The sequence below is a fragment of the Alkanindiges illinoisensis genome (assembly GCF_004377485.1).
GTDB lineage: Bacteria > Pseudomonadota > Gammaproteobacteria > Pseudomonadales > Moraxellaceae > Alkanindiges > Alkanindiges illinoisensis_A.
On sequence record NZ_SNTY01000014.1, the window covers coordinates 84,628 to 96,606 of the forward strand.

An 11,979-nucleotide genomic window follows, 5' to 3' on the forward strand; every position below is an offset into this window, starting at 1 on the left:
AGTAGCAAAGCCAGTAAAATAAATTATAGATTAAAAGATACATTCATAGATTTAATTCTATAATTTCAAGAAATTTAAGTTAACATTTTTTAAAACCTAAATTTTTTTATAAATTATTTATTTGATTTTAAATGATTTTATTTTTAGTTTAAAAGAAAAATTAAAGCTGGCATAGGCTGTGCAATATATACATTAGAAATTGCTAGCAGCATAGAAAATTCCTGCTAGGCCATTAATAACCAGCATTTATTTTAAAATAGGGTAAGACCATGAACACAGCCATTGAGTCATCCATTAATCATTCAGCCCAGTCTTCCGTAGGGTTGTCAGCGCAACCGCACGCTGCTTCCCGGGCCTATAACGTGATCCAAACTGAAAAAACCGTTCCGGTAAAAATGTGGACGCAAGGTGTGAACGTGGATGAAAAGTCCAAGGATCAATTGCTAAAAACTGCACAAATGCCGTTTATTTATAAATGGATGGCAGTGATGCCGGATGTGCATGTGGGGATTGGAGCCACCATTGGAAGTGTCATTCCAACCAAGGGTGCCATTATTCCAGCAGCGGTGGGCGTGGATATTGGTTGCGGGATGATGGCAGTAAAAACCAGCCTGACTGCATCTGATTTGCCAGATAACCTGCATGCGCTACGGACAGAACTGGAGCGTTTGATTCCGCACGGGATGAGCCCAAAAAATCGTGGTCGTGACCGGGGATCATGGGAAAATGCACCAGACCGGGTGGATCAGGCATGGCGTGAGCTGGCGGCGGATTTTGAGCTGATTTGTGCCAAGCACCCACGCCTGAAAAACACCAATAACCGTAAGCATCTGGGAACGCTGGGAACCGGAAACCATTTTGTGGAAGTATGTCTGGATGAATATCAGGGTGTGTGGATTATGCTGCACTCCGGTTCGCGCGGTGTGGGAAATGCCATTGGTAGCCATTTCATTGAGCTGGCGCGTAAAGACATGCAAAAGCACTTTATCAACCTGCCCGATAAAGACCTAGCCTATCTGGTGGAAGGTACCGAGCATTTTGATGATTACTGGTTTGCCGTGGGCTGGGCGCAGCGTTTTGCCCTGAAAAACCGGGAACTGATGATGGAATCTGCCATTAAGGCACTGGCCACCATTATTCCAAAACCGTTTAATGCCAAGGTGGAAGCGGTGAATTGTCACCATAATTATGTGGACCGCGAAACCCACTATGGTGAAGAAGTGCTGGTAACCCGTAAGGGCGCGGTGCGTGCGCGATTGGGTGAATACGGGATTATTCCGGGTTCGATGGGCGCCAAGTCGTTTATTGTTCGCGGTCTTGGTAATCAGGAATCGTTTTGTTCCTGCTCGCATGGCGCTGGCCGACTGATGAGCCGTACTGAAGCCAAAAAACGCTTTACCGTGCAGGATCAGATTGCGCAAACCGAAGGCGTGGAGTGCCGAAAGGACACAGCAGTGATTGATGAAATTCCATCGGCTTATAAACCGATTGAGGATGTGATGAAGGCACAAAGCGATCTGGTAGAGGTGGTCTATACCTTGCGGCAGGTGGTGTGTGTGAAGGGTTGATGGTTCGACACTTCCTTAAGGCTACTGAAAGTTGGTTTCTGAGTTTGTGGTTCGGCAGGCTCACCAACCACCGAAGGACACTAACTATCGAAGGACGCCAGTCCGCTCTCTGAACTTGCCGAAGGGTAGTGCCCGGTTTGTGGTGGTCCGGTGCCTGAGCTTGTCGAAGGCCGGACAACACACTATTGTTTAACTTACTAATAAAAATGCCGAATTCAATCTATGAACGCTTATATGTACATACTGAGATGTGCTGATGATAGTTACTATGTGGGCAGTACGACAAATCTGGAAGCTCGCCTTTATCAGCATCAACTGGGTGAAGGGTCAAATCATACCAAGAAGCATTTGCCAGTAACCTTAGTGTATTGTGAGGAATTTGAGCGGATTGATGCGGCATTTGCACGAGAGAAGCAGGTGCAAAAGTGGCGACGGCAAAAGAAGGAAGCACTTATCAATCATGAATTTGAGAAGTTGCCAGAGCTTTCGGCGTCTAGGGCTTCGACAAGCTCAGCCACCGGTTCCGCATGCTTAGCCATCGGTTCCGCATGCTCAACTCCTGAATCAACACAAGTTTAAGCACTGCCTCTCAATGGTTGGTGTCCTTCGGTGGTTGGTGAGCCTGCCGAACCACAAGCTTAGGAGCCACCCTTCGACAGGGGTAGGGGACGTGTCGAACGATAAGTTCAGCCAGCGCCTAACAAGCTTAGTTAGCAACGCATTGCAGAATATTTGAGGAAAACTAAAATGAAACTCGCAGAAGCATTATTACTGCGCAGCGACCAGCAAAAAAAGCTGGCATCACTGAAACAGCGTATCAACGCCAATGTGTTAGTGCAGGAAGGTGATAGCCCAGCAGAAGACCCGAATGAGCTGATGCAGCAGGTATTTGCCTTAACGCATGAAACTCAAGGGCTGATTTTGCAGATTCACCGTACCAATGCGCAGGCAAAACTGAGCGATGGACGCCTGCTGCTGGAACTGTTGATGCAGCGTGATGAACTGGCAGAGCGGCATAAAATTATCACCGGGGCCATTGCCAGTACACACCGTGAGCCGGATCGCTATAGCGCGCGTGAAATCAAATGGCAAAAAGTGATACCAGTCGCTAGCCTGCAAAAACAGGCTGATGATATTAGCGCCAAACTGCGTGATTTAAATATTCGCATTCAGGCCGCCAACTGGCAGATTGATGTGATTTAACCCATTATTTAAAGAATTTTGCGCATTGCCATGATGATGCGCAATACCGTTTAGAACATACTGGGCGAGTGCAAGACCCCCGTAATTCCCGTCTGAGGGGTTGAACAAATATCAGAGGGCTATGGCGCGCGGTGAGCTCGTGCACAACTTTGTACATGGCAAGCTCAGCACCATGCACGACTTAAGCCTTTGCCTAACCCGCAAAGTCACTTGTTACCCGGCACTACCATGCACTGACAGTATGTTCTTTTATTTAAAAGTTATAAATCAAAGTAATTAGAGAAAACCAATGACAACAATCATCGATATTGATGGTTCACAAGGGGAAGGGGGCGGCCAGATTTTGCGTACTGCACTATCGCTGTCCATGATTACTGGTAAGCCTTTTCGGCTGGCCAATATCCGCGCTGGGCGCAAAAAGCCCGGCTTAATGCGTCAGCATCTGGTGTGTGTACAGGCGGCCCAGCGCATTAGCAATGCCAGCGTGCAGGGCGATGAACTACATAGCCAACAGCTTGAATTTTTTCCGCAAGCCATTCAGGCCGGGCATTATGACTTTAATATTGGCACGGCAGGCAGCACCATGCTGGTGTTGCAAACCCTGCTGCCTGCCCTGTTGCTTCAGGATAAGCCCAGCCGGATTAGTATTCAGGGGGGCACGCACAATCCCATGGCACCCACAGCAGATTTTATCCAGCAATGCTTTTTACCGACAATTTCCAAAATTGGCATTAACGTTGAGTTTGAAGTAGAGCAAGCCGGATTTTTTCCAATTGGTGGCGGCAAGGTCACTGCCACCATCCAGCCCTGGCAAAACCGGCAAAGCCTGGATTTAATCAAGCGTGGTGAAGTAGAGGCAATTAAGGCCTATGCCGGTGTGCTCAATTTAACCGATGATATTGCCAAACGCGAACTGGCCGTGCTGCAAGACCAGTTGTCGCTTAGTCACAGCCAGCAGGTTTATTTAAAAGGCATCAGTCAGGGCAACACGGCGTATGTTGCTGTACACACTGAGCAGCATTGCCAGCTATTTACTGCACTGGGCGAGATGCGCAAAAGTGCTGAACGGGTTGCACATGATCTCGCGCGCGGGGTGAAAAATTACCTGAAAAGTCATGCGGTCGTGGATGAGCATTTGGCGGATCAGTTGTTATTACCGCTGGCCTTGGGCAAGGGTGGCACATTTACCGCACAGTGCATCAGCGAGCATACCCGCACGCAAGCTGCCATGATTCAAAAATTTCTGGATTGTGAGATTAAATTCGCGACCACAATAGATGGCACAGACCTGATTACTGTGACTACTCGTCATTAAATCTAAAGCGCTAAAAAGATAATTCATGCTATATTTTTAGCGCAATCATAATCGATTGAATAAAGAAATTTTGTGATAAAAATCTTGCCATAAAAACTGTAGATCAAAAAAACTACAGCAAGAAAGTTTTGGGGAATACATGAACGTAAATCATCTGCTGGTGGCACTGGTGGCTGCACTGGTGTTTATTGTGGGCGGTACGTGGCTTTATACCAGCATATCCAACGAGCAGCACCGTGCCAAGCTGGCCGCAGCGCACGCTGCCATGCAGGATCATTCGCCGGTTTATAGCACTGTTCAGGTTAAGATGCAGGGCCAGGGCAGGGAAATTACCTTAAAAGGTGTGTTTGAGTCGGTTGATGCTGAACACTGCTTTAATGAGCAGCAGAAAAGTTCTTCTTTAATAGGTAACTATCAGCAACGCTGCAATAGTGAGCTAAGCTGTCAGTCCGTTAAGCTGTCATCCTGCAGCACCTTTGTAGAAGCAAACTATAAGGATATGCTGAATAAAAAACCAGCATCTACACGCTATGTGCATTTACAAAATGCTCAGAACCCGAAAGAGCGCGGTGTACTGGTATTTTGGGGCTTAAGCAGCAGTGAAGCTGATGATTTTTGTACCCATATGACCAAGCAACGTGTGCCGGAGCAGATTGAAATGGCCTGTATTTAAGAATTACTGGGATGATCAATTCAAAGCCTTGTTTTTAATTTATTTCAATAAGTTCTTTTAAACAATGAAATATTTTCTATTTGCGCTATTTGGCGTGGTGTTCTGCTTTATCTGGTTTCGGGACGATTTTTCCTCACAACCAGCTATGCAGGAAGAAAAAATTGACATGATGGTTCCTGAACTTGCTCTTAAGCCAGAGCAACCTTCAGGGCAAAAAGTCTATTTAAAGTTCTCAAAAGGCTTTACGGGTGATAATCGACATTTTAATTTTAAGGCTGTTTTTGAATATAATAATATGACCCAGTGTGATCAGGCATTAAGCAAGCAAAAAGCATTGCCTGCACCAAGCTATTTTATTTGCGGGCCGAATGATCTGTGCCCATCTGTTAAAGATACAAACTACGAGTGCAGCTATTATGTGGATGAACAGTATAAGCGCATGCTCAATAAACAGTTTAGTGGAGCACACTTTTTACATATAAAAAATACGATAGCCGCTGAAACCGGGGTATGGGTATTTTGGGGATTATCCGATGATGAGGCAAAGCAATATTGTGCGTTTTTAATCCAGCAGGAAACGCCAAAAGCGTTAATTAATCATTGTTTTTAAACATGATAAATAAAAAAATAGCAAGCTGACCAGCTTGGAGTTGGATTAAAGCTGATCAGCCATTGAGCTATCTTTAAGTTAACTCGTTACATCATCTTCCACTAAGAAACCGCCACTCTGGTGCGCCCAGAGCCGTGCATAAATCCCATTTTTGGCCAGCAGTTCCTGATGAGTGCCCTGTTCCACAATTTGACCCTGATCCATCACAATCAGCCGGTCCATGGCCGCAATAGTAGATAACCGATGGGCAATGGCAATCACGGTTTTGCCTTGCATCAGCTTGTACAGGCTATGCTGAATGGCGGCTTCCACTTCCGAATCCAGTGCGCTAGTGGCTTCATCCAGCAGCAAAATGGGTGCATCTTTCAACATAACCCGTGCAATGGCAATGCGCTGGCGTTGACCACCCGACAGTTTAACGCCGCGCTCACCCACATGCGCATCAAACCCAGTGCGGCCATTGGGGTCAGTCAGCTGGGCAATAAACTCATCCGCTTCAGCTTGCTGGGCAGCCGCAATCAGTTCGGCTTCGCTGGCATCTGGCTTGCCATACAGGATATTTTCACGCACTGAACGATGCAGTAGCGAAGTATCCTGCGTGACCATGCCAATCTGGGCGCGCAAGCTGTCTTGGGTAACCTGCGCAATATCCTGCCCATCAATGAGAATACGACCCTGTTGCGGCTCATAGAAATGCAGCAGCAGATTAATCAGGGTCGATTTACCCGCGCCGGAACGACCCACCAGTCCAATTTTTTCACCTGCCTGAATATCCAGATTCAGGTGAGATAAAATGGGTTTGTCAGGGCTGTAGGCAAAGCTGACGTTATCAAACTGCACCCGGCTGTGCGTCACTTTTAAGGTGGTAGCATGGGGTTTGTCTTCAATTAGTTGCGGTTTGGTCAGGGTGTTAATACCATCCTGTACGGTGCCAATATTTTCAAACAGGGATGAAATCTCCCACATGATCCACTGGGCAAAACCATTTAAGCGCAAGGCCATGGCTGTGGTTGCTGCCACCGCCCCAATGCCCAGCGCTGAATTTGACCACAACCACAGCGCCACACCGGAAGTTGATAAAATCAAAAATGCATTGAGGCACTGGTTGGTGAGTTGCAGCCAGGTGACCAGCCGCATTTGCGTGTGAACCGTTACCAGAAAATCATCCATGGATTCACGGGCATAATCTGCCTCACGTCCGGCATGCGAAAACAGCTTCACGGTTTGAATGTTGGTGTAGGCATCAGTCACCCGGCCCACCATATTGGAGCGGGCATTGGCCTGTGACTTGGCAATGGCACCCAGACGCGGCAAGAAATAATACATGCTCAGGCTATAGGCAGTGAGCCAGATAAAAAATGGCACCAGCATCCATAGGCTAAATGAACCCATCACCAGACTTAAGGTAACAAAATACACCAGCATAAAGGCCAGAATATCAGCAGCCAGCATCCACACGTCCCGCACCGCCAGCGAGGTTTGCATCACTTTGGTGGCAATCCGCCCGGCAAAGTCATCGCTAAAAAAACCAAGGCTTTGACTTAACACCTGGCGGTGAAAGTTCCAGCGCAGCCGCATGGGAAAGGTGCCCAGCAGGCCCTGATGCTTGATCAGCGATTGCAGGCCCACCAGCAAAATACTGCCCACAATTATGGCAGCCAGTATGCCCAGACGCATGCCTTCTTTTTGCCATAGCAGGGCAGGCTCAACATGGCTGAGCCAGTCCACCATTTTGCCCATCATGGCAAACAGCATGGCTTCAAAAATGCCAATAATCGCAGTCAGAACAGTAAGACTAATAATCAGCCCGCGTGTGCCTTTGGTGGCCTGCCAGATAAAGGCAAAAAACTGTTGCGGTAACAGCGGTGGTGGTGCATCAGGGTAAGGATGAATCCGCTTTTCAAACCAGCTAAACATGAAATGTCCTTGAAATTGTGTAACGCGATAAGCCTGAAATCAAGATAGCGAATAACGCCAGTCGGCTCATGCCGTGTTAACTGATCAATGCAGCATTAATGAATGAAAGACCTGCACAACATTCTTGTTATTACGAGAGTGCAGAGAGAGTTTAATGATAAACCCTGTTTTAAATGATTATAGTCTTTAATAACCCATCAGGTTTAACAGAAAACCTAAAATTACAATGTATGAAAACGGGCTAATCACAACCAGTCACTGCGACTGTAATTATGATTTGCCCGCTTGCGGTTAATACGCAGGCTTACTGTTTTTTTTGCTGCTGTTGCATTTGCTTGGCCAGTTTATAGCTGTCTTCCACATGGGTCAGGGCAATTTTTTTGAGGATTTGGTAACCCAGTGTGGCTGCCACAATCTGCCCACCTAATGGTACAAACTTGGTCACCTGCTTGGTCAGGATTTTCCCGGCGAAACCGCTAAGGCTCTTGCGCGCCACGGCACGGGTAGTGACCAGACCCGCAAACTGAATACCACGCTTACGCAATGCATTCCAGTGAACCTGACGGGTTTTGGGGTCATACACGGCAATTTGTTCTGGTTCCAGCCCAAACTTGGCATTGATTTGCGGCAGCAATACGCTGAGCACGCTGGTATCAATCACTACATCCAGAAAAGGCACTGGAACTACGGCAGCCCCGGCAGAAATCCAGGCGCGTTTCTTGACCAGATCAATACATTCACGGCGAATCAGTTCCAGATCCAGTGTTGGACTAATCAGGTGCTCATCGGCATTTTTGGCAGTTGTCATTTTTTCTCCACGGTGGTTAGAAAAACAGTTATTAAAAATATAAAAAGGCTGATCATCTGGTGTGCAAAGCCCGGCTTTAAGCAAAGCTCAGCTTATATAACATCCGGTATAAACCAGCCAAATAAATGGATGCACTAAACGCTTGCTCATAAAGTGCCACAAAACCAGTGGCTTGAATTAAGGATTCGTTTAGTGTTCCTGATAATCTTTGTAAATGTTCAAAGGCAATGCTAAATGCGCCTGAAAAAATGGTAATTATGAAACAGCAGCGCCAGTGTTTTTAGCGTATTCCAGAGCAACAAAACCAGCGCAAATGAGTTAAGATAAGGCGCAGCAAACAGGGAAGGTTGCAACAATGCCAAGGCCGTATTGCTGTTTGTTATTTGATCCATTTTCATTCAAGGCGGTGTCCTGATTAGCCATGCTTAACATTACCCAAAGTCAGCGCATTGATCTGCTGTTTGCAGCCATGCAGGACTTTTTTGCCGCGCATCCGGTGGGGGTGCTTGAGGCACAGCAGGTGATTGTGCCGTCGCACGGGGTTGGGGTATGGCTGCGTTATCAACTGGCCAGCCAGCAGGGCATTAGCGCGCGCTTAAATACTGACTTTTTTGGGACATATCAGTGGACGCTGTATCGGCGTGTATTGGGCAACCATATTCCGCGCAGTGCGCCGTTTGCGCGGCAAGTGATTCAATGGAAGCTGTTTGCCTATTTTCTGGCAGTGCTCAAGCAGCCTGAGCAATATGAACAGGCACAGCAGGTATTAAAGCCTTTATTTGAGCGGCTGCAACATCATTCAGCAAATCCGGCCAAGAACCAGCAGCGCCTGTTGTGGAAAATGGCTGAACACATTGCGCAGGTATTTGCCAATTATGTGCTGTATCGGCCTGACTGGCTGGTACACTGGGGCAAAGGCCAGTTACTGGATATGATTCCGGTGATTCAGAATATGGATGCCAAAACCCCGGAATGGCTACTGCAACGCTACAGCGACATGGAATTGTGGCAGCAGTTTTTATGGCAAACCCTGTTTAGTGAAGACTTTGAAAAGCACCAGAATATCCGGCGCAATTTCTGGCAGATACTGGATCAGAATCCGGCCAAGCGCAAGGTGCTGCCTAAAAGCCTGACCGTGTTTACCGTGCTGCAATTGCCGCCGTCCGAGTTTACTTTTCTCAAGGAACTGGCGCGCTATATTGATATCCAGTTTTTGCATTACAACCCCTCGCAGGAATACTGGGCAGATAGCGTTGATCCGTTATGGCTCAAGCAATTTGAACTTAAAAATCCCAAGGCAGCCGCCCTGTTTGATAGCCGTCATCCGCTCTTGACACGTATGGGCAAGCAGGCGCGTGATATTTTTGCACTGCTGGCTGAATTGTCCGGCAATGATGTCAGCCATCAGGGCGAATGGCTGGATCTGTTTCCGGCTTATTTTCCCAATACCCTGCTGGGACAAATCCAGCATGACGTGCTGCATCTGGTGCAACCGCAAAAACATGGTTTTAAATTGCAGGCACAGGATGATTCCATTCAGGTACATGCCTGCCATTCGCCATTGCGCCAGCTGGAAGTGCTGCGTGAACAACTGATGGGCTGGCTCAGTGCGGACAAGACCCGCAAGCCGGCAGACATTGTGGTATTTGTGCCCAACCTCAATGAAATTGCGCCGCTGGTACGCACGGTGTTTTCTGCGCAAAGCGGCATGTTTTTACCCGTGCATATTACCGGGGTGGCACAGGCAGATGCCGAACAGTTATGGCAAGCCATTACCGGACGTTATTATTTGCTGGATGGGCGTTTTAGTGTTGAGGATTTGCTGGACTGGCTGGGTCTGGAAGCGGTACAGGAGTTGTATGCCTTAAACCGTGAAGACGTACAGCGTCTGGGTGAGCTATTAGCAGATGCCGGTTTTCGGCGTGGTTTTGATGGCGCACACTTGCGTGAAACACTGGCAGATGGCGACCATGACACCCGCTTTACCCTGGAGTTTGCCTTAAACCGCCTGATGCTGGGTATTGCCATGCCAGTGCAGGCTGTCCATGCAGGCGTGCTGGCCTACGAGGGCGTTGGGCGACAGGATTTTGAGCTACTGGCCAAGTTATCCCGGATTTATCAGGATTTGGACATCCGGCGCCACTGGCTTAAAACCCACAATAAATCACAGCATCAAAGTCTACAGGACTGGCTCAGCCTGCTGCGTGAAGAACTCAGCAGTGACTTTGATCATACCACTGGCACAATTGGCGGCAAGGGGGTGGCCTGTGCGCTGGATGAACTGCAGCACAGTCTGGATTTAACCCAAAGCTCGCAGCTCAACCTGCCATTCCGTTTTGTGCTGGATGAGGTGGGGCAAATTCTGGAACAGGCACCACCCGGTTCGGTGCCAACCGGAAAAATTACCTTTAGCCGACTAGGCACGTTGCGTCCGCTGCCGTATAAACTGGTGGTGATGCTTAATCTGGACAGTGGCCTGTTTCCTGCACGCGACACCAAAAACACTTTTGATTTGATGAGCGTAATGCCTGCACAGCGCGGTGACCGTTCGCGCCTGATTGATGAGCAGGGCGCTTTTCTGGATGGCCTGCTGCTGGCGCAGGAAGCCTGCTGGCTATTTTACAATGGATTTGACGTGAGCGATACCCAGCCGCGCCAGCCGTCCGGCACCTTGCAGGAACTGATTGAATTTATCCGTGACATGCTGGAAACACCGGACATGCTGTATGCACACATCGTGCATTATCATACGCTGGAACCGTTTGAGCTAATGAATTTTCAGGCTCGAACAACTGATCCAGATGTTACTTCTGGTGAGGGGAAAAACCAGTTCAGTCATACCAAGCCGCGCAGTTATCAGGGCACCTGGTCAACGGTGGCCGCCAACCTGCAACAGCAATTCCCGGCGGTCAAGTGGCTGGATCAGGACTTGATTCATGAGTCGCAGGGATTACTGTCGCTAGAGCGTATTATTCGCCAGTTGTGCCGTCCGGCCAGCCATTTTTTAAGCCAGAGCCGCGTGCAGCAAATTGCCCGGCAGGACTTGCCCGCCATTTTTGAGCCCCTAAGCCTGAACAAGCTGGATGAATATCATATTCGCGCATTACATCAGCAGCAGCCGGATCAACTGGCACAGGGACACTTGCAGGCCATTTTGCCCGTCGGCAGTGCGGCCATGGCCTACTGGAAAAAAAGTCAGTTGGAAGCCGCCCGTAACCGGCAGCGCCTGCGCCGTTATGGCGAGCAGGAAACACCACTCACCGAACGGGTGTTAATGCTTGAACCATGGCAGTTGCTGGTACAGGTGCCAGCGGATGAACAATGTCAGCTCTGGTTAAGCCAGTATCCTTATAAACAAAAAGGCCAGCGCCAGTTGCGTTACTGGCTGGAACATCTGGCCTGGCATATCCAGCGCAACACGCAAGCAACCGATGTGCAACAGGGCATTGGCCAGCGCATCATTGTGCTCAGTGATAGCACGCTGATTTATCAACCTATCACCGCTATTGACGCCAGTGCGCAGTTGCTCAAATGGCTGAATGTCTGGCAACAGGCCAGTTGTGCGCCGTGGGTGTTGCCACCCAATCTGGTGCTGCATGCATCCGGGGTGCATTATGATGCCGAACAGCAGCACGCCAGCATTAAAAATCTGGATGGCCTGTGCAAGACATGGCTGGAGGGCAACAGTTTCTGGCCAGTGCAGGAACAGGAAGATTGCGCCCAGCACCGTGACTGGCAACTGATTTTGCGTGGACAGGATGCGGGGCAGCTATTTGCTGAGTTTATGCAGCAGCATGCGATTGTGCTGTATCAACCGATTAAACAGTTCAGTCAGGTGCTTAATCAATGATCGTGACCATTAGGGGATTTAATTCAGGCTGTGCA

The 11,979-nt window shown here is 48.5% G+C and carries 10 protein-coding genes and 1 pseudogene; 8 read left to right on the forward strand and 3 right to left on the reverse strand.

All coding sequences use genetic code 11. From position 1 onward, the window contains the following. The first annotated feature begins 395 nt into the window (after positions 1 to 395). The 7 genes and pseudogenes from E2B99_RS04345 (at position 396) to E2B99_RS04370 (ending at position 5,369) form a co-directional block, all read left to right on the forward strand. Positions 396 to 1,568, forward strand: coding sequence for an RtcB family protein (locus tag E2B99_RS04345; RefSeq protein WP_240687737.1), 1,173 nt, complete (start codon positions 396 to 398; stop codon positions 1,566 to 1,568). Positions 1,569 to 1,700: 132 nt separating this feature from the next. Continuing rightward, positions 1,701 to 1,769: pseudogene (locus tag E2B99_RS15065) on the forward strand (hypothetical protein); the annotation flags it as partial. Positions 1,770 to 1,790: 21 nt separating this feature from the next. Then, entirely contained in the window at positions 1,791 to 2,147 is a 357-nt protein-coding gene (locus tag E2B99_RS04350; RefSeq protein WP_134243747.1) for a GIY-YIG nuclease family protein, read from the forward strand. Positions 2,148 to 2,315: 168 nt separating this feature from the next. Continuing rightward, positions 2,316 to 2,771, forward strand: a complete 456-nt coding sequence (locus E2B99_RS04355; RefSeq protein ID WP_134243748.1) for a DIP1984 family protein — start codon at positions 2,316 to 2,318, stop codon at positions 2,769 to 2,771. Between the two features lie 289 nt (positions 2,772 to 3,060). Next, on the forward strand, positions 3,061 to 4,086 hold the full coding sequence (rtcA, locus tag E2B99_RS04360; protein ID WP_134243749.1) for an RNA 3'-terminal phosphate cyclase: 1,026 nt from the start codon (positions 3,061 to 3,063) through the stop codon (positions 4,084 to 4,086). Positions 4,087 to 4,225: 139 nt separating this feature from the next. Then, positions 4,226 to 4,759, forward strand: a complete 534-nt coding sequence (locus E2B99_RS04365; RefSeq protein ID WP_134243750.1) for a hypothetical protein — start codon at positions 4,226 to 4,228, stop codon at positions 4,757 to 4,759. A gap of 166 nt (positions 4,760 to 4,925) precedes the next feature. After that, positions 4,926 to 5,369 (forward strand): hypothetical protein, encoded by a 444-nt coding sequence (locus tag E2B99_RS04370; RefSeq protein ID WP_134243751.1) that lies wholly within the window; start codon positions 4,926 to 4,928, stop codon positions 5,367 to 5,369. A gap of 78 nt (positions 5,370 to 5,447) precedes the next feature. Here E2B99_RS04370 and E2B99_RS04375 read toward each other — a convergent pair whose 3' ends face one another. From E2B99_RS04375 to E2B99_RS14575, 3 genes are all read right to left on the reverse strand, one after another. After that, positions 5,448 to 7,286, reverse strand: a complete 1,839-nt coding sequence (locus tag E2B99_RS04375; RefSeq protein ID WP_134243752.1) for an ABC transporter ATP-binding protein — start codon at positions 7,284 to 7,286, stop codon at positions 5,448 to 5,450. 304 nt (positions 7,287 to 7,590) lie between these two features. Beyond that, positions 7,591 to 8,094 (reverse strand): hypothetical protein, encoded by a 504-nt coding sequence (locus tag E2B99_RS04380; RefSeq protein ID WP_026472433.1) that lies wholly within the window; start codon positions 8,092 to 8,094, stop codon positions 7,591 to 7,593. A 230-nt stretch (positions 8,095 to 8,324) separates the two neighbouring features. Next, on the reverse strand, positions 8,325 to 8,486 hold the full coding sequence (locus tag E2B99_RS14575; RefSeq protein ID WP_166738984.1) for a hypothetical protein: 162 nt from the start codon (positions 8,484 to 8,486) through the stop codon (positions 8,325 to 8,327). A gap of 29 nt (positions 8,487 to 8,515) precedes the next feature. Here E2B99_RS14575 and E2B99_RS04385 point away from each other — a divergent pair, with 29 nt between their 5' ends. Then, a complete protein-coding gene (locus E2B99_RS04385; protein ID WP_134243753.1) occupies positions 8,516 to 11,944 on the forward strand; it encodes an exodeoxyribonuclease V subunit gamma in 3,429 nt (1,142 codons plus the stop codon). The last annotated feature ends 35 nt before the right edge of the window (positions 11,945 to 11,979 follow it).